The following is an 18,616-nucleotide window of genomic DNA, read 5'->3' as shown; positions in this document are numbered from 1 at the left end:
AGTTGTTCTTATGTTTAAAGGAAAAACACAAGAAAGAATATGGTGGAGGGGGACGGATTCGAACCATCGAAGGCAGTGCCGGCAGATTTACAGTCTGCTCCCTTTGGCCACTCGGGAACCCCTCCAGAGGATTTTTATACTTAGTAAGATGTTTTCCCAACTCATCTCCCAAGTGCGGAGCGAATCATAGCAAACTCGCTCAGGCTGTAAAGCGTTTTTCTTGCGTTTTTACGTTGAATGCTGTCTTTTTGGGCAAAGATGGTAGAAAGTCAGCGTTTTGTGTGTCCTTTGAACAGAAGAGAAACGCTCTTTTTACTTGAATTTACACTACTTGACGTTAAACCACGTATCTACTGATAAAATGTAAGCAGTTTAATGACATAAGTTTATTCGTTTAGAAGTCAATATCATGAGCATGAAAGCCACGTTATCGTTATCTGTTTTAACGCTTTCTATATTAATGAGTTCTCCATCAGCTTTCGCAGCTATGCGAGGCTCAGCAGTTACCGTCGTAACTGAACAAGTAGAAACGCACGAGATCAATCAATCCTTATCGCTTATCGGTAAATTAGAAGCGGCGGAGTCTGTGGTTGTTGCATCGGAAGTCGCCGGCAAAGTGAATCAAATCGCTGTTAAAGCGAATCAAAATGTCCAACAAGGTCAGCTGTTAATCAAGTTGGATGATGATAAGGCTCAAGCCGCTTTGATTGAGGCAAAGGCGTACCTTAAAGATGAACAGCGTAAGCTAAAAGAGTTTCAACGTTTGGTTAAGCGAAATGCTATCACCCAAACTGAGATCGACGCACAAAAAGCAAGTGTTGAAATCGCACAAGCAAGGCTGGACGCCGCTCAAGCAAATTTGGCCGATCTTCATATTACGGCTCCATTCTCTGGCACTGTTGGTTTCATTGACTTTAGTCGCGGTAAAATGGTTAGCGCGGGTACAGAGCTGTTGACCTTGGATGACCTTTCCGTCATGGAGCTGGATTTACAAGTACCGGAGCGCTATTTATCGATGCTTTCTATTGGTATGGAAGTCATTGCCGAAACCAGTGCATGGGGTGAACAGACGTTTACTGGTCAAGTCACAGGCATTGATACGCGGATTAGCTCAGAAACGCTGAACCTGCGTGTACGTATTGAGTTTGAGAACCCTGAAAACCTCTTAAAGCCGGGCATGTTAATGAATGCATCATTGGCCTTCCCTGCGATTGAAGCGCCAATTATCCCGGTTCAAGCACTAGAATACTCTGGCACCAAGCGTTACGTATACGTCATCGATGGCAACAATAAAGCGACTCGACAAGAAGTCATTCTCGGTGCTCGTGTCGATAACGAAGTCGTTATTGAATCAGGCGTTGAAGTTGGCGACAAAATTGTTGTACAGGGCATCGTTAATATGCGAGATGGTGTTGAAGTTAAGGAAATTGTCGCACCAGGAAAGTCAAAAACAGCTAACGCAACTGGTAATCAAGGTGTTCAAAGCACGCAAGACGAAGCGGCTAAGGAAGCAAACTAATGTTACTTTCTGACGTTTCTGTAAAACGCCCAGTCGCAGCGTTGGTATTGAGTATGCTGCTGTGTGTATTTGGCTTTGTATCCTTTACGAAACTAGCGGTGCGAGAAATGCCGGACATTGAAAGTCCGGTCGTTTCCATTAGTACGCGTTACGAGGGCGCTTCCGCGACGATCATCGAGAGTCAAATTACGTCTGTATTAGAAGATCAGCTTTCAGGCATCAGCGGAATCGATGAGATCAGTTCGACGACGCGAAACAGCAGTTCGCGTATTACGATCACTTTTGAGCTAGGCTACGATCTCAATACGGGTGTTAGTGATGTTCGCGATGCGGTGGCTCGCGCTCAACGTTCGCTACCTGATGAAGCGGACGATCCAATTGTCTACAAGAATAACGGTTCAGGTCAGGCCTCCCTCTATATTAACCTCAGCTCTGCAGAGATGGACCGCACTCAATTGACGGATTATGCAGAACGTGTACTGATGGATCGCTTTAGCTTGATCTCTGGGGTGAGCTCCATTGATCTCTCTGGTGGTTTGTACAAGGTGATGTACGTGAAGCTTAAGCCAGAGCTGATGGCGGGGCGCTCAGTCACGGCTTCGGACATTACATCGGCACTGCGAAGTGAAAACTTAGAAAGTCCGGGTGGTGAAGTTCGTAATGACTCGACAGTCATGTCGGTACGGACAGCGCGCAGCTATAACACGCCGGAAGATTTTCAGTACCTCGTGATTAAAAGGGCAAGCGACAACACGCCTATCTATTTGAAAGATGTCGCTGATGTTTTTATCGGTGCAGAAAACGAAAACTCGACCTTTAAAAGCGATGGCGTCGTCAATGTTAGTTTGGGGGTAGTTCCTCAGTCTGATGCGAACCCGTTAGAAGTAGCAAAATTAGTTCGAGCTGAAGTTGATAACATCCAGAAGTTCTTGCCGGAAGGAACGCGGCTTGCTATCGACTACGATGCGACGGTGTTTATCGAGCGTTCGATAGAAGAGGTATATAGCACGCTGTTTATTACGGGCGGTTTGGTTATTTTGGTGTTGTACATCTTCATTGGTCAAGCTCGTGCAACCTTGATCCCAGCTGTTACGGTTCCGGTATCGCTGATTTCCTCATTCATTGCCGCTTATTACTTTGGCTTTTCTATCAATTTAATCACCTTGATGGCGTTGATCCTGTCTATCGGATTGGTAGTGGATGACGCGATTGTGGTTGTTGAAAACATCTTCCACCATATAGAACGTGGTGAATCACCTTTACTTGCGGCCTATAAAGGCACGCGGGAAGTAGGTTTTGCCGTTATCGCGACAACGCTAGTGCTGGTGATGGTATTCCTGCCGATTTCCTTTATGGATGGCATGGTAGGTCTGCTATTTACTGAGTTTTCTGTCTTGTTGGCGATGTCTGTGATCTTCTCGTCTTTGATCGCCCTAACATTAACTCCTGTATTGGGTAGTCAGATTTTGAAGGCGAATGTAAAACCAAATCGATTTAATCAAGTGGTCGATCGCCTATTTAGTAAACTGGAGAGTGGTTACCGCTCATTATTGAAAGGCGCATTGAAAATGCGTTGGGCTGCACCGCTGGTGATTCTGGCGTGCTTGGGCGGCAGTTACTTCTTGATGAACCAAGTGCCAGCTCAGTTGACCCCTCAAGAAGATCGCGGCGTGATGTTTGCGTTTGTACGCGGGGCTGATGCCACGTCATACAATCGTATGTCAGCCAATATGGACATTGTTGAAGACCGATTGATGCCATTACTCGGGCAAGGGTATCTGAAGTCGTTTAGTATCCAAACGCCAGCGTTTGGTGGACAGGCAGGCGATCAAACCGGCTTTGTTATCATGATTCTAGAAGACTGGAACGAGCGAGATGTAACAGCTCAGGAAGCGCTTAACAAAGTGCGTGGTGCACTGGCTGGCATACCTGATGTTCGAGTGTTCCCATTCATGCCTGGTTTCCAAGGTGGTTCGAGTGAGCCTGTTCAGTTTGTATTAGGTGGCTCTGATTACGATGAACTTCTCGTCTGGGCTGAAATGTTGAAAAACAAAGCAGAAGAATCGCCAATGATGGAAGGCGCTGAGATCGATTACTCAGAGAAAACGCCAGAGCTATTGGTTACGGTCGACAGACAGCGTGCCGCAGAACTAGGGGTCAGTGTCAAAGACATTTCTGATACGCTAGAAATCATGCTTGGTGGTAAAAGTGAAACGACTTATGTTGAGCGTGGCGAAGAGTATGATGTGTATCTTCGTGGTGATGAAAACAGCTTTAATAATGCAGCGGATTTAAGCCAGATTTATCTGCGAACTAATAGTGGGCAGTTAGTGACGTTAGACGCGGTCACTAAAATTGAAGAAGTGGCAGCTTCTATTCGTCTATCTCACTACAACAAACAGAAATCCATCACTATTACGGCTAATCTGTCAGAAGGCTACACATTAGGAGACGCGCTGAATTACCTTGATCAACAAGCGATAGACAACTTACCAGGTGACATCTCGGTGAGTTATTCTGGTGAGTCAAAAGACTTTAAAGAGAACCAAGCGAGTGTTGCTGTCGTGTTTGCGTTGGCATTGCTTGTGGCGTATCTCGTGTTAGCGGCTCAGTTTGAAAGCTTCGTGAACCCGTTAGTGGTGATGTTTACGGTGCCGATGGGCGTATTTGGTGGCTTCCTTGGCTTGGTTGTGATGGGGCAAGGCATGAACATTTACAGCCAGATTGGCATGATCATGTTGATCGGCATGGTGACGAAAAACGGCATTTTGATTGTTGAGTTTGCCAACCAGTTGCGAGACCGCGGTGTTGAATTCGAAAAAGCGGTTATTGATGCAGCTGCGCGACGTCTACGCCCGATCTTGATGACAGCATTTACCACGCTTGCTGGTGCTATCCCGTTGATTGTATCGACAGGGGCAGGTTATGAGAGCCGTATTGCCGTGGGTACCGTGATCTTTTTCGGGATGGGATTTGCGACATTGGTGACCTTGTTTGTCATCCCGGCTATGTACCGATTGATTTCGGCGAAAACACAGGCGCCAGGTCATGTAGAAGCAGAATTGAACAAAGCACTCAGCCACGATACAAAAGGCCGTATTGCTCATCCTTAGCCGCTGTACGTAAAGCTTTGATTGAAAACATCGAACAAAAGTTGTTCGGTGTTTTTTTATATTGAGCGTGATTACTTATAGATCTAATGATTATTTTTGTTTATTATTTCGCCACTTCTTCGAGGGGCACAGGACTCGCTCATCGTATTGACTGAATGTCGGGTCTTGTTAGGTGTCATGCCGGGAAAGCAGCATATACCTATTATTATTTGAGGTGTTCTCTTGAAAAAAGTACGTGGTAGTTACATGGTAGAAATGGTTTTAGTTGCGGGTGTTATGGCGTTGTTAGCGACCACTGCACTTCCGACGTTAACGAATGCACTAAAAGATCGTCAAGATGGCATTTTACACTCTCTCGATGCCGGGCAACCAAGTAGCCATGTGAATCAAGAGACAACAGAAAAGTTCTCCGACACACCGTAGATTGTAAAACAAGCCGAGGTAAAAACCTCGGCTTGTTTGTATTTCAATTCTGGTAACTTGGTGCTATCTAATGTTAGAAGCGTTTCCCTAAGCTAACTTGCACACCTTCGTAGCTGTCGTAAAAATCTTCAAAGCCCATATCTGCGACATTATAGATGTACTCTGCGCGCAACCAGATGTCTTTGCTCATATCCCAATGGACACCAGCACCGATATTGAATAGTGCTCCTGAATCATCTGTGACTTTTTGTTGGTTTGGAACGTACATTTCTGCCTGAGTCCCTAACGCGGTCACGCGGCCAAACAAAGAAAGTGGCGTATCGCCAAGGTTATCACTGGTCAATACTGCTGACATACCCGCTTGGTAATAGTGCAAATCCAAATCTGTTTTCAGTGTGTCGTTCTTAAGTTCGTTTTGGGAATAGCGAAGCACACCTTCAAACGCAAGGTATTGATTGACATGATAGCCCCAACCAACAGTGATATGTGGTGTGGACCACTCATTGTCTCTGTCTGAGCCAAAATAGGGTGTATCAAAACCGACGTTACCAGTACCCAGATAAAAATAAGATTGATGAGTTTGTTCTTGAGCAGCAAAAGTCGGCACACTGATGGTCAAGGCAGACAATAATAGAATGGCGTTTTTCATAACTTGACGATAACCTTTGTAAAAGACCGTTGTAATGATTTATGTTAATATTAAATTAATCAATAAGATAGATGGCGTTTATCATATCAGCTTTTACGCAAAGGTAGTCATTTAGACTGGGAATTGTTGCGCTAAAGCAGACTTCCTAGGCTGGAGAACTTACTATTCGGTATGGTGACTAACGTCAATCAAATAAGAGAGAAGGAAAGGAAAGTGGCTGAATTCAAATATAAAAATCTGACTCAAGAAGAACAAGATAAGTTAGACGCGGCGACATTTCGTCGTTTATTGGCGCATTTAGACGCGAATAAAGACGTGCAGAACATCGACCTCATGATTCTTGCGGGCTTCTGTCGCAACTGCTTTAGCAAATGGTACAAAGCTGAAGCGGAAAATCTCGGTGTGGATTTAGATATTGATGACGCTCGCGAACGTGTTTACGGCATGACTTACGATGAATGGAAACAAAATCATCAGCCAGCGGCAACGCCAGAACAATTGGCGGCGTTTGAAGCGCGTCAGAAAAAGTAATACTCATTTCCAAAAAAACAGCCCGCACATCAGCGGGCTGTTTTTTTACATTCGAATTTACATATTAAGCGGTAATTGGACCGCAACATGCAGGTTCGACACAGCCTTTCGCTTGAATGACTTCAAGTTGCGCGAGGTAAGGTTGAATATCACCGATGTTCTCTTTTACCCATGCTAAGTCGTAATACGTATCTAAGTAACGCTCACCAGAGTCACATAAAAGTGTCACGATAGAGCCTGTTTCACCGCGTTGTTTCATTTCGCAGGCCAGTTGAAGCACACCGTAGAGGTTCGTCCCCGTTGATGCGCCTACTTTACGCCCAATCAGTTGAGAAACCCAATGTGCAGTTGCCACACTGGCAGCGTCTGGAATTTTGCGCATCTCGTCAATAACACCTGCAATAAAGCTTGGCTCGACACGTGGTCGACCGATGCCTTCAATTTTGCTGCCGGCCTCACCTTTTAATGAGTGATTACCTGACTGGAAAGCGTCGTAAAACACCGAGTTTTCAGGGTCTACGACACAAAGTTTGGTGTCGTATTTTTGGTAACGAATAAAACGGCCAATGGTTGCAGACGTGCCACCAGTTCCTGGGCTCATTACTACCCAATTAGGAATTGGGTGATCTTCTAGTTCCATTTGGCTAAAGATAGAGTTCGCAATGTTGTTGTTGCCGCGCCAGTCAGTCGCACGTTCAGCATAAGTAAACTGATCCATGTAGTGACCATTTAACTCTTGAGCCAAGCGTCGAGACTCGTCATAAATCTGATCTGAGCGCTCTACAAGATGCGCTTTACCCCCGTAAAACTCAATTTGTTCAATCTTTTTACGTGCGGTGGTTTTCGGCATAACAGCAATGAACGGTAAGCCAAGCAAGCGAGCAAAATACGCTTCTGAAACGGCAGTGCTGCCTGAGGACGCTTCAATCACTGTGGTTTCAGGACCAATCCATCCGTTACAAATCGCATAAAGAAACAACGAGCGTGCCAATCGGTGTTTCAGAGAGCCTGTTGGATGCGTGCTCTCATCTTTTAGGTAGATATCGATACCATCAAGAGAAGGCAGTTCAAGTTTAAATAAATGAGTATCAGCAGAACGTTGAAAGTCTGCTTCAATTTTACGCACTGCATTGTTGATCCAGTTGTGGTCAGTACACATGGCGTCTCTCCTTGGAAATCGATAGATAAGCATTAGATGGGAATAATTTACCTATAATACGAGAGAAAAACTTTGCTATAGTTGCCGGTAATGACTATTTTGATAGAAAAGTTTTCTACACTTCGTGGGTTTTATAGGATGAGTTTGGATCGGGTCGATAAGCAGCTGCTTGCGTTGTTACAAACCGACAGCACCTTGTCATTAAATGAGTTAGCAGAGCAGGTAAATCTGACAACGACGCCATGTTGGAAGCGTTTGAAAAGGTTGGAAGAAGAAGGCTACATCGAAAAGCGCGTGGCGTTACTGAGTGCAGAAAAACTCGACCTGTCTTTTATCGCTTTTGTTCAGCTAAAAACCATCGATCACTCCGAAGATTGGTATCACCACTTTGTCACAACAGTGAGTGATTTCCCCGAGGTGATGGAGTTTTATCGTATGGCCGGCGAGTATGACTACATGATGAAAGTGCTAGTCAAAGATATGAAGTGTTTTGACGAGTTTTATAAGCGCTTAGTTAATAGTGTAAAGGGATTGTCTAATGTGACTTCAACATTTGCTATGGAATCCATTAAATATACGACTGAGTTACCACTTCTCAATTAAATAGCTTTATGCGAATTTTATTTAATGGTTACTCTACCTGTTAGCATTTTAAGTGTTAACAGGTAGCAGGGTTATTCTAACTAGGTTACTTTTTACTGGGTTGGAATAAATATAAACGATATTTATTCTCTCTTCTATTTCCGCATTAACTGTTTGTTTTTTATCCTCCATCAAGCGGTAATACAGCAAAACGCATGAAAAAATAACGCAATTTTTTCTCTTTATTTTTCGTGTTTTATTTTTGTTGAATATTCATTCTTACTAAATTAATTAATTGGTTTAATTTAAACGTTTGCTTTGTGTTGTTTTGTGTATTTTAGTCACCACTTCTGAACATTTATTTTTATGCATAATACAGTAGCAAATACTTAAGTAATAAAGTACTCAAAAATGGATATAGTGATTAATAAAACATCGTATTATTATCGCTAGCACTTATTTGTGACAAAGTGTTTCTAAAAATGAACAGAAAATATTATTTGCTTTTTCTCGCGGCGTTACTCGCTGGTTGTGGTGGTGGAGGTGACTCGAAAACGAACAATACAAAGACACCAACTACGATAACAAAGCAGAGCCGTCCACAGTTAAAAGCTGAAGACACGGTATTGAAGTTTGAGGGCGTGGGAACCGTTACAGAGGAAAAATTGAGCAATGTACATGGCTCGGTGTCTTATCAAGTCATTGACTCTAATCCGCTAAATGTTGTGAAAGTTAATGACTCTGGAATGCTACAAATTTTGCGTCCAGGAACGGCAACAATTCTGGCTACGGATAGCAGTTCTGCTTATGAATCCTCTGAAGCACGATTTTCTATCACGGTGGAACGAGGTATTAACACAGACCTTTCGGTTAGTGATCTAAACTTCAATGCAATCGAATCTGAAGGGAAAGCGCTGACCGTTCGTGGCCAAAAAGGTGAATTGAGTTATGAAGTAGAAAGTGGTCATAACTTGATTCGGGTTGATGAGAACGGTTCGGTATATTCATTAGGCTCAATTGGTCAGGCGTCGGTACTGATTACTGACTCAGGTAACGAGCTTTATCTGCCGAAGCAAGTTCGCGCAACGGTGAAGCTTCATGGAGTAGCATCCGGGCAACTTCAATTCGCCTTGCTGGAAGACGAATATAGAAAAGGGCTGACGTTAGAACCTGCACGTTTAGATAAAGCTCAAACGCAAAGCATCACATACAAAATCATTCGCAGCGAACCAGACAACAAAGTTGCCGAGTTACTCAACCCGGAGTCAGGTGTGCTCCTTGTTCATAATGTCGGGCAGCTAACCGTTGAAACGACAGCAACTTACAGCGATGCTTTTTTAGATAAGCAGCAAACGGCGCAATTTGTTGTGGATGTAAAACAAGGTCAACGCGAAGCAATCAGCGTAGCGGATGTTGTGGAAACTTATGAGGAAGGTGGCCGAATTTTCCCTAAGGTGACGAACGCTCGCGGCGACTATTCAGTGCGAATTATTAGCGGCACAGATGTTATCGCTAAATCTATGAGCAGTGAAGCACTGCTGATCAAAGGTGTAGGTACGGCTGAAGTTGAAATCTACGAGCATGAAATGCGTAATTATCCTGCAAGTAAAGCTCGCTTCAATGTTGAAGTTAATCGCGCGCCTCATCCAGTGATGAACGACATTGAAATGTCGCTTATTTATCAGCCTAGCCTCTCAATTCCTTTGGCATTTTCAGGACAAAAAGGCAACGTAAGCCTAGTCGGTAGTTTACCGGACGGTTTAAGAATGACCGATGGCAAGTTAGAAGTAGAGACGGCTGGTGAATATCGTCTTAAGTTTGAAGATGATGGTGGGGATTTATATCAACCAATTCAGTTTAATGTAATCATCAAAGTAGAGAAAGCTGCGGGACAAGCCATGGTGACACAAGATTATGAAATGGTGTATAGCAAAGACTATAGCTTTGATCTTCGTCGTGACTTTGGTTTAAGTACAAGTAACGATCATGTAGAACTCGTTGATAACACTGCTACAGATGTTATAGAGGTTACTGCGGATGGACGTGCCTATGTTTACAAAGCGGGTAAAGCGACGTTAACAGTTCGCAGACAGGAGAGCGCGAATTATACCGCGGGTCCAGATCAGAAAGTGTACGTTAATATTCTTAGTGCGCCGAGTCGGATTGATGTGCAATCCGATGTGGAAGAGACTTGGAAAACCAACCAGCCTTATGTTCAAAAACCGACCATCTCTGGTACGGTTGGCGAAGTTTCGTATCGATTTGCAGAAAATGCAGCAACGGATGTGGTTTCCCTAGACAGCAAAACGGGCGAGATGCGCATCCTCAATGCTGGCAGCACAAGAGTTGTTGTATCGGATGCAGGGGACGATAAATTTACTCCGGGTGAAAGCAGTTTCTCTGTAACGATCAAACAGGGCACAAACCCTGTATCGATTGCTTATCCAACGGTAGACTTTTCAGCGGGTACTATTATCTCACCAGTGATGAGTGGAGGAGAGGCGAAAGCCAGCTATCGTCTTATTAACCAAAAAGATCCTGTGGTTGAGTTAGTCTCTTCTGAAACGGGGCGTTTGAAGATTTTGCACGCAGGCGAGTACCAATTAGAAGTGACGCTAACTGCACGTAACTATACAACTAAAACCGTATTGGTTAACGGCACCATTAATAAAGCGGATCATCCCGGTCTTACCACGAAACTTCAAACCGTTGAGTTTATGCCTTTCAAGGCAATTGACTTAGATTTCGGTAGAACGGTCGGTACTCGCACTTACTCATTTGGCGATACTGTGAGCAAAGATCTTGCCACGTTAGACAATGCGAATGCAGAGTTGACGCTAACCAATTACTCTCAATACCATTCTATTGCGCTAGACATCTCTGAGAGTGAATCGCGAGATTACAAAGCGTTACCAAGAACAAAAGTCACGGTTAGTGTCGATTTGGCAGAGTCGGGTGTTGCAGATAAATACACACAACTTAATAGCGAACAAACCGTCATTGTGAGCACGCTTAGTGCCCCACAGTTTGCCAATTTAGAAGAGAGTGAATTTGGTATCTTGGGTTCGCGTTCGGTACGTGAACCGACGGATGACGAGCTGCAAAAACACGGTAAAGGTAAGGTTGTGCTATTTATGTTTAAGCCAGTTGGTAGCGATGACCGAAGACAAGAAAAGGCAGCATGGGTGCATGTTGCTCGATTCGATGGATGTACATCAGAGCTATTTGCTGATGACCTTAAGCCTTTTAATGCAATTGGTTATGATGATCCAGGGTATTGCACCAGCGGTAGCACTATCCGTATGACTCGGTTCTTAGTGATTGATGATTCTAATTTGGAAGACATAGAGTATGAGTTGGCTGCACCAATCATTACTTACCGTCGTGGGGTGCGTGAATTTTTAGCAACGGATAAAGGTGGATTCTATGCTGACCCAAATGTCGTTTACGGGAAAGGCGAATACGGTTACCCGAAATCACTTTACGAATGGTCGGTCATTACTATGAAGTATCAACCAAATTAATTATCGTTTGATACCCACAAAAAAGGAGTGCTGAGCACTCCTTTTGTCGTTTAAGGTTTAGCGGTTACTTGGTATAGCGCATTACACCTTCTTGCACTGCGGTTGCCACTAAATGACCTTGTTGGTTATAGATTTCGCCACGCACTAACCCACGAGTATTACTCGCTGTTGGGCTTTCTATCGCGTACAACAGCCATTCATCCATTTTGAACGGACGGTGGAACCAGATTGAATGGTCAATGGTGGCAACTTGGAAGTTTGGCGTCATTAATGACACTTCATGTGGGTGCATTGCTGTCACGAGGAATCCCCAATCTGATGCGTAGGCCAACAGGTACTGATGTATAAGCAGGTTCTCTGGCATTTCACCATTGGCACGAATCCAAAGATACTGTTTAGGCTCTGCTTTTTTGGGTTTTAGGGGGTTGATGACCGTAACAGGACGGGTTTCAATTGGCTTTTCACCACAAAATGTTTTGCGTAGTCGCTCTGGTAGGAATTCGGCTATATGGCTAGCAAGCTCACTCTCAGAGGCGAAGTTTTCTGGGCCAGGAATGTCTGGCATTTCCTTTTGATGATCAAAACCAGGTTGATCGCCATGGTAAGACGCCGTTAGGTAGAAAATAGGGCGTCCATTTTGAATCGCCTTAACGCGTCTGGTGCTGAAGCTGCGGCCATCCCTTAGGTTTTCTACATCATAAATGATGGGCTTTTCTGGATCACCAGGGTACAAAAAATAGCTATGGAAGGAGTGCACCGCGCGTGCTTCTTCAACGGTGTAGCGCGCAGCAGAAAGCGCTTGCCCAATCACTTGGCCACCATACACTTGAGGCAAACCTAGGTTTTCACTTTGGCCACGAAACAAGCCTTCTTCTAATTTTTCGAGTTGTAGTAGGCTGAGCAATTCTCGTAATGGTTTACTCATTGTGTCTCCTCACCGTTGTCTTTCACTCCAACTTACCTCAACAGTCTCACTCTTGTGAAGTGTCATAGTTAAGAACTATTGAGTAACTTAGAAATAGTATTGTTCCGATTATGAAACAAAATCAATTGTTTGATAAATTCTAACTCAGTCAAACTATTGTCAAATAAACTGACAGGAAGCAGACAGTTTTGTATTCCACACCTATAATTGCTCCGGTTTAATACTCTTTTCGAGGAAGATATGAAAAAAACACTACTGCTTGTTACTTCTTTACTCTTTGGGGCTGCGTTAGTGGGTTGCCAAACTTCTCAAAATACAGAAATGGAATCTGCAGAGGCGTCAATGAAGACGATTACAGGTACAGTGGCTTACCGTGAGCGTATTGCTCTGCCGCCAAACGCAGTGGTTACCGTCGCGTTAGAAGATGTGTCTTTGGCTGACGCGCCAGCAAAAGTACTAGCAAAGCAGACATTCGAAACGGAAGGTAAACAAGTTCCTCTTTCTTTTGAGCTGAACTACGATAACAATGAAATCAAACCAAACCATCGTTATAGCGTCCGTGCGCGTATTGAAGTGGATGGTAAATTGCGTTTTATCAGCGATACACATAACGGTGTAATCACAGATGAAGCACAAACTCACCAGTTGGATATTCGTCTAGTTGGCACGCGTTAATATCAAACTCAGCGAACAAAAAATGGCAGCCTAAGGCTGCCATTTGTATTTTCTTAGCGAAATTTTTCCAATCTCAGACACTTCAATTCCTTCGGCTTCTAATTTCTTTGTTTGTCGTTCTAAATCACTGCCCTTTAAGGATATTTTTCCTTGACTATTTATCACTCTAAACCACGGGAGTTTGCTGTCCTCTGGCAAATTACCAAGCGCTTTACCAACATGTCTTGCGTAGCCCGGGTAACCTGCCATTTTTGCGATTTCCCCGTAGGTGGAGACTTTTCCTTTTGGAATTTGGTGAATTACAGCAAAGATTTGCGCTAAAAATTGGTCCATACTCAAAAGTGTCTATTGTGGATTACTAAGGAATGGTAAACCATCGGACTTGTATATTGCTAACGGTTCTTAACGTTTATATTGCCCGCGATTGACTTTTGTTGATCACATTTTCTCTTCAGCCGTGCCGTATGTTAATGAGCGTTAAAAAGCATAAAACAAACACAAGCTAAGCTTGAATCTAGACCCTCTCAACGACTTTTAATCCCAGTTTTTGCCGTTGAGTTACCAAGTAGGTGGGGAAGCCAGGAGGCGCTATGATTTTATCGACACTTCAATTTTTCATTACGACTTTGCTCGCAGTGGTGTGCGTTCGAGCGATGAGTTTGAGCGAGGGAGATATTCCCGTTCTTGCACTCATGATCCCGGCGTTGTGGATCTTGCCACAAGGTGGGTTTGCAGGCTTGGTGTTGCTGGGCGCAATGATGGCTTTTGGCGCTACGCTCTCAATGCAGCCAATTGCGCTATCGATTGGTATTTTGATCCTTTTCCCACTTTTAATGGTAGTGTTCTCTCGTAGAAGTTCGTTGGGCGTCCTGCTCACCGCAGGCCTAATCGTACTTACTCTACAAGTCGGTATTATGGTCACGCAACAAGGTGGGAAGCTAGATGGATCCGCTTGGGTTACAGTGGTTCAAACTGTCGCGGTCATGGCGATGTGGTGGTCTGCTGTACATTGGACCCCATCCAATAAGCACAGCTGGTGGCCGATGCTGTTGTTGTTCCCATTATGGATTGCTGGCTTGCCATATGCCGTTCTTGTGGCATTGAGCGTGACAGGAATGCTGGCTTCAATGGAAACCCTCGCGAAGCTTAAACACTCCATTCGTTGGAGTAAACTATTGTGCTGGACATTACCGACTGTTGGCTTTGCTGCCTTAGTGGTAAGTCCGACTACAGATGTACCAAACCCTGTTTTTGTTGTTTGGATCTGTTTGTTAGGAACGGCTTGGATGACGGACTATATCTTACGTAGCAGCGATGAACAGGCAGAATTATGAGTATTTCGTCAGGTAAAAAGTGACACGTGCGGCAGACTATCGAATTGGTTGTGGAACAAAATGAAGATTAGTATATGTTCTTCATTTCATATTTACTAAACTTCCAATAATAATAACCACAATATAAGTGGTTGATTTAAGATAAGTTTGTCATGACTACCTTTGCTCGAACACTGTTGCTTTTTACTTGTTGCCTACTGAGTTTGAATGTAAAAGCTGAATCACCTTTAATTGCTCATTATAAAGTTGCGACAGAAGCGGATGATGTCGTCACCCGTGTTCTTTTTAATGCTGCATCGAAAGAGTTCGGCTTTACCGTTCAATATGTGAACTATTCCAGCTTTGATGCCATTCTAAATTCCGTCGCGAATGGGGAAGCGGACTTTGCTGCGAATATCACTTACACAGAAGAGCGTGCTCAACGCTTTAGTTACTCCCGTCCAACTAATATCGAATATACCTACCTTTTTGGATTAAAAGACTCGACGTTGAGTGACATTTCACGAGTTGGCGTCCCTAAAGATACGGTTTACGCTGAATTACTTAAACAATACTACCCGGAGCTAAAACAGGTCTCTTATCAAGGTCATGAGCAAGCGGTAACGTTACTGAGATCAGGCGTTGTTGAAGGCGTAGTCGATGCCATCAATCAGCTTAAGCCGATGCTGCTGGAGGGCTTTGACGCTAAGATGTTAAATGATCAGATTTCGATAAAGCCAGTATCGATCATCAGTAAAAAAGATCATCATCTCGAAGAGTTGGATACGTTCGCTACGTTTATTCATGGGGAAGGAGTGCAAAAGCAACTTCGTGAAGAGATCTCCCAGTATCAATTTGAACTCAGGCGAGCGGCATTGCGAGAATCTATTCGCTTATTACCTCTCGATTTTAGTGAGCCTATACGGATCAAGCTCGAATCTATCTTTCCATATGTTGTTTACAACGAAGACGGCAGTATCGAAGGGATGACGGCAGATGTCGTCCTGAGAAGCTGTGAGATCTTGGCATTAAACTGCGTGATCATTAGTGAGCCAAATGAAAGTTGGGGCTCCATGTATCACGAGTTTATGCAGGGGAGCTTTGAAATTTTAGCGCCGTTAACGGTCAGTCGCGAGCGACATGAATTTAGTTACTTTCCCAAGCCCCATTACTCACCAGCATCCGTTATGGTCAAGCGTTTAGGTTACAAGCCGAACACTTACTCTCATGTGTCACAGTTGATCTCTGAGCGGATTGGTGTGGTTGAGGACGACTTTTTCGACCAAATGATGACACAACTTTTACCGCTAAAAGAGCTGAAACGTTATCGTACCCAACAAGAACTCATTCAGGGTTTATTGAATGAAGAGGTCGATTACATTCCGATGGATACCGCGATGCTCAACCACTTTTTACGTCTGAGCGAGTTGGTTCCGATAGAGCAGGACACGGCGATTGGCGAGTTTTACCAGTCACAACTTTCTGTTGGATTGGTGGCGAACGAGAAAGGTGCCATGCTTGCTCCTTTTTTCAGTCGAGCGATAGCGATGTTGGAAGTTGATAAGATCATTGCCCAGTACGACCTGCGCCCAGATTGGCGTACCGCGCTTGAATATGAGGTTCGGCTGGCGACGCAAACACAGGCTGTGTTTGTCTTTGTATTGTTGTTTGCGATTTGCGTTTCGCTTTATCTTTACCGTCAATCGAATACCGACAATTTAACGGGGTTAAGAAATCGCCGCGCGTTGCAAGTAAAACATCGAAAAGGCGTAAACAAAGATCTATCCATACTTTACTTGGATATTAACCACTTCAAACGAATCAATGATACGTACGGTCACCGTGCTGGTGATGAGGTGTTGCAATTATTGGCGCTAAAAATTCATTATGTATGGTCAGGGAAAAGTTACCGGATAGGGGGAGATGAGTTCATCTTGTTGGGCTACCCGACTCAAGCAGAATTAAATAGGGCAATGAAAGAGCTCAGCAGAATTGATGTAAAAGGCAAACTGTGTAGTGAGTTAGAGTCTGTGGGTATCTCTATCGGTGTCTCTGCAAAAAGAGAACAGCACATGAGCTTAGAGCAAGCCATGCATTTAGCTGATGAAGATATGTATTCAAGTAAGCAGTCAACACGCCCCTATTCTTCTTCTTCTCATCGTTACGTGGCTCAATCATAGAGGAATGAATTGATCGAGTTTTGTCCAAACGGTAATGAAATGACGAAATTCAAGGCTTTTGCTCTTGCATTATGAGGGCTGATACTGAATAATCGCCCCATCGATTGAGGCAAGTCCTCTCGAAAAGAATTATGGGGCTCTGGTCCTCTCGCAACAATAGCTCGTGAACTCGGTCAGGTCCGGAAGGAAGCAGCCGCAGCGGGTGACTTGTGTGCCGGGATGTGGCTGGGGTCCCACCCTTTAAAAGCCCTGCGTATATCGCAGGGCTTTTTTCGTTTTTGAACCCTCTTTTACTGCGTTTGCTCTTCAAAGTCTTCTGATGAATCAAGTTTCTTGAGGTTATTTAGGTATAATTTATAATCTCACGCGCTTGATACCGAACTGTCGTGAAGATTGTTTCGAGTACATTCGCCGAATAACCATTTTCACCTGGGATACTTTAATGATTTCAAAAAACCAATTAAAACTGCTTCGTGCTTTAGGTCAAAAGAAACAGCGTAAAGCGCATGGCTTATTCCTAGTTCAGGGTGAAAAGAACGTTTTAGAGCTGGCAAGCAGTTCATTAAAGGTGAAGCATGTCTTCGCAACCGAGGCATTTCTCGAACAAAACGCTAGTGCGCTAAGTGGTTTTGATTGCATTGAAGCATCGCTTGACGACCTGACCAAAGCGAGCACTCTCGTGAGCAATAACGCGGCCATTGCAGTGGTTGAAATCCCGAGTGTAAAAGTGCCTCAAGCAAAAGGCTTGATGATTGCGCTAGATGGTGTATCTGACCCAGGTAATCTAGGAACGATTATTCGTGTCGCAGACTGGTATGGCATCAAGCACATTATTGCGAGTACAGATTGTGCTGATCCGTATAACCCTAAGACGATCAGCGCGACCATGGGCAGTTTTGGCCGCGTACAAGTGAGTCTGGTTGATTTGCCAAGTTACTTAGAAGAAGCCAATTTGCCAGTTTATGGCGCGTTTCTGGAAGGGGAGAGCGTTCATAAAACGGAATTCGCTGCTGAAGGTATTTTGTTGATGGGCAGCGAGTCCCACGGCGTACGTGAAGAAGCTGCGAAGCTCGTGACAAATAAGATCACGATTCCGGCATTTGGTGGTGCTGAGTCGCTGAATGTCGCAATGGCAACCGGTATTATTTTAGACAATATGCGTCGACATCATTGTTAATGTAACTATGCGCCAATAATGAAGCCAGTCAATTTGACTGGCTTTGTTGTATTTACCACCTGTTAAAAATCAGCCTATTTGCAAGTTGTACTCAATTAAACAACAGTGAATGCCGATGATGATTTAATTTTGATTCAGATCAATAGGCTGCACCTATAAATAAAATTACTCATTTCCATTTAGTAAATTCAGGAAATTAGGCGACACTTATCTAAAGGCCGCAATAAAATGCCCTTAAGGAGATAAGAATGCATTCATTAAAAGTAAAAGATTACATGACGTTGCAAGCGGTGACCTTCACTAAAGATATGTCACTTTCGGCTGCTTTGAATAAAGTCATGCAAAGCGTCACATTAGGTGGACCCGTCATTGATGAGAATGAAAAGGTAGTTGGATTCTTATCAGAGCAAGACTTGTTAGATAAATTGGTGAAAGCGAGTTATCACTGCCAAGATACGCATACCGTTCAAGAGTGTATGCATGACGATGTTTTATCTGTTTCTCCAGACATGTCAGTGATTGAGTTGGCTGACATGATGAAGATTGGTAAGCCAAAAATGTATCCAGTGGTTGACGGCAAAGGTAAATTGGTTGGCGTTATCACTAGGCGAGATGTGCTGCGCGCCATCGGGATGACTTTAAATGAGTGTTTTAAGCATCCAGTTTAACCTTTTTGATCAAATATCATAGGTGCTTGATTTTAAATAAGTCATTTGGAAAGACGCTTCGGCGTCTTTTTTTATTTTCAATCGATGAGTTTTTAAAAAAATCACCTTGACCTTGGAGCTAGCTCTAAGGTTTATCCTTAGTCATAGGCAAAGAGCCTACACCAATAAGGAAAATAAA

The 18,616-nt window shown here is 43.9% G+C and carries 15 protein-coding genes, 1 tRNA gene and 1 other RNA gene; 12 read left to right on the top strand and 5 right to left on the bottom strand.

The window, feature by feature from the left end:
• Positions 1 to 40: 40 nt before the first annotated feature.
• Positions 41 to 125: transfer RNA gene (locus FKN16_RS06385), tRNA-Tyr, on the bottom strand.
• Between the two features lie 284 nt (positions 126 to 409).
• On the opposite strand from FKN16_RS06385, the gene FKN16_RS06380 reads away from it, so the two are divergent.
• The 3 genes from FKN16_RS06380 to FKN16_RS06370 all read left to right on the top strand — a co-directional run bounded on the left by FKN16_RS06380 (position 410) and on the right by FKN16_RS06370 (position 5,055).
• Entirely contained in the window at positions 410 to 1,519 is a 1,110-nt protein-coding gene (locus tag FKN16_RS06380) for an efflux RND transporter periplasmic adaptor subunit (RefSeq protein WP_170902310.1), read from the top strand.
• Positions 1,519 to 4,632: a multidrug efflux RND transporter permease subunit VmeF gene (vmeF, locus tag FKN16_RS06375; protein WP_046874696.1), complete on the top strand. Its 3,114-nt coding sequence runs from the start codon at positions 1,519 to 1,521 to the stop codon at positions 4,630 to 4,632. Before FKN16_RS06380 ends, vmeF begins: the two co-directional genes overlap by 1 nt.
• 222 nt (positions 4,633 to 4,854) lie before the next feature.
• Entirely contained in the window at positions 4,855 to 5,055 is a 201-nt protein-coding gene (locus FKN16_RS06370; protein ID WP_170902309.1) for a type II secretion system protein, read from the top strand.
• Between the two features lie 73 nt (positions 5,056 to 5,128).
• On the opposite strand, the gene FKN16_RS06365 is transcribed toward FKN16_RS06370, so the two are convergent.
• Positions 5,129 to 5,704: a porin family protein gene (locus FKN16_RS06365; RefSeq protein ID WP_005390572.1), complete on the bottom strand. Its 576-nt coding sequence runs from the start codon at positions 5,702 to 5,704 to the stop codon at positions 5,129 to 5,131.
• A gap of 213 nt (positions 5,705 to 5,917) precedes the next feature.
• Here FKN16_RS06365 and FKN16_RS06360 point away from each other — a divergent pair, with 213 nt between their 5' ends.
• On the top strand, positions 5,918 to 6,235 hold the full coding sequence (locus tag FKN16_RS06360; RefSeq protein ID WP_005390574.1) for a DUF1244 domain-containing protein: 318 nt from the start codon (positions 5,918 to 5,920) through the stop codon (positions 6,233 to 6,235).
• A 64-nt stretch (positions 6,236 to 6,299) separates the two neighbouring features.
• Here FKN16_RS06360 and FKN16_RS06355 read toward each other — a convergent pair whose 3' ends face one another.
• On the bottom strand, positions 6,300 to 7,394 hold the full coding sequence (locus FKN16_RS06355; RefSeq protein ID WP_053807137.1) for a PLP-dependent cysteine synthase family protein: 1,095 nt from the start codon (positions 7,392 to 7,394) through the stop codon (positions 6,300 to 6,302).
• 138 nt (positions 7,395 to 7,532) lie between these two features.
• Here FKN16_RS06355 and FKN16_RS06350 point away from each other — a divergent pair, with 138 nt between their 5' ends.
• Both FKN16_RS06350 and FKN16_RS06345 read left to right on the top strand, forming a co-directional pair.
• A complete protein-coding gene (locus FKN16_RS06350) occupies positions 7,533 to 7,997 on the top strand; it encodes an Lrp/AsnC family transcriptional regulator (protein ID WP_005390577.1) in 465 nt (154 codons plus the stop codon).
• Between the two features lie 461 nt (positions 7,998 to 8,458).
• Positions 8,459 to 11,500 carry a cadherin repeat domain-containing protein gene (locus FKN16_RS06345; RefSeq protein WP_170902308.1) on the top strand — a complete coding sequence of 1,014 codons (3,042 nt, stop codon included), beginning with the start codon at positions 8,459 to 8,461 and terminating at the stop codon, positions 11,498 to 11,500.
• A gap of 64 nt (positions 11,501 to 11,564) precedes the next feature.
• On the opposite strand, the gene tesB is transcribed toward FKN16_RS06345, so the two are convergent.
• The gene (tesB, locus tag FKN16_RS06340) at positions 11,565 to 12,425 is read right to left on the bottom strand and encodes an acyl-CoA thioesterase II (RefSeq protein WP_170902307.1); all 861 of its coding nucleotides are present in this window, start codon (positions 12,423 to 12,425) and stop codon (positions 11,565 to 11,567) included.
• Positions 12,426 to 12,665: 240 nt separating this feature from the next.
• Here tesB and FKN16_RS06335 point away from each other — a divergent pair, with 240 nt between their 5' ends.
• Positions 12,666 to 13,100, top strand: coding sequence for a YbaY family lipoprotein (locus tag FKN16_RS06335; RefSeq protein WP_012842007.1), 435 nt, complete (start codon positions 12,666 to 12,668; stop codon positions 13,098 to 13,100).
• A 30-nt stretch (positions 13,101 to 13,130) separates the two neighbouring features.
• Here FKN16_RS06335 and FKN16_RS06330 read toward each other — a convergent pair whose 3' ends face one another.
• Positions 13,131 to 13,433, bottom strand: coding sequence for a DNA base-flipping protein (locus tag FKN16_RS06330; protein ID WP_134646971.1), 303 nt, complete (start codon positions 13,431 to 13,433; stop codon positions 13,131 to 13,133).
• A 257-nt stretch (positions 13,434 to 13,690) separates the two neighbouring features.
• On the opposite strand from FKN16_RS06330, the gene FKN16_RS06325 reads away from it, so the two are divergent.
• From FKN16_RS06325 to FKN16_RS06305, 5 genes are all read left to right on the top strand, one after another.
• On the top strand, positions 13,691 to 14,434 hold the full coding sequence (locus FKN16_RS06325) for a hypothetical protein (protein ID WP_046874702.1): 744 nt from the start codon (positions 13,691 to 13,693) through the stop codon (positions 14,432 to 14,434).
• A gap of 152 nt (positions 14,435 to 14,586) precedes the next feature.
• Positions 14,587 to 16,593, top strand: a complete 2,007-nt coding sequence (locus FKN16_RS06320) for a GGDEF domain-containing protein (RefSeq protein ID WP_170902306.1) — start codon at positions 14,587 to 14,589, stop codon at positions 16,591 to 16,593.
• A gap of 137 nt (positions 16,594 to 16,730) precedes the next feature.
• Positions 16,731 to 16,827, top strand: an RNA gene (ffs, locus tag FKN16_RS06315) — signal recognition particle sRNA small type.
• Between the two features lie 208 nt (positions 16,828 to 17,035).
• Positions 17,036 to 17,770 (top strand): RNA methyltransferase, encoded by a 735-nt coding sequence (locus tag FKN16_RS06310; RefSeq protein ID WP_005390601.1) that lies wholly within the window; start codon positions 17,036 to 17,038, stop codon positions 17,768 to 17,770.
• Between the two features lie 248 nt (positions 17,771 to 18,018).
• Entirely contained in the window at positions 18,019 to 18,438 is a 420-nt protein-coding gene (locus FKN16_RS06305; protein WP_005390603.1) for a CBS domain-containing protein, read from the top strand.
• Positions 18,439 to 18,616 lie beyond the last annotated feature (178 nt).

This window comes from Vibrio sp. 11-4(1) (assembly GCF_013048625.1).
GTDB classification, from domain to species: Bacteria; Pseudomonadota; Gammaproteobacteria; order Enterobacterales; family Vibrionaceae; genus Vibrio; species Vibrio diabolicus.
The sequence above is the reverse complement of the archived record's forward strand: the minus strand, read 5'-3'. Positions and strand labels throughout refer to the sequence as shown.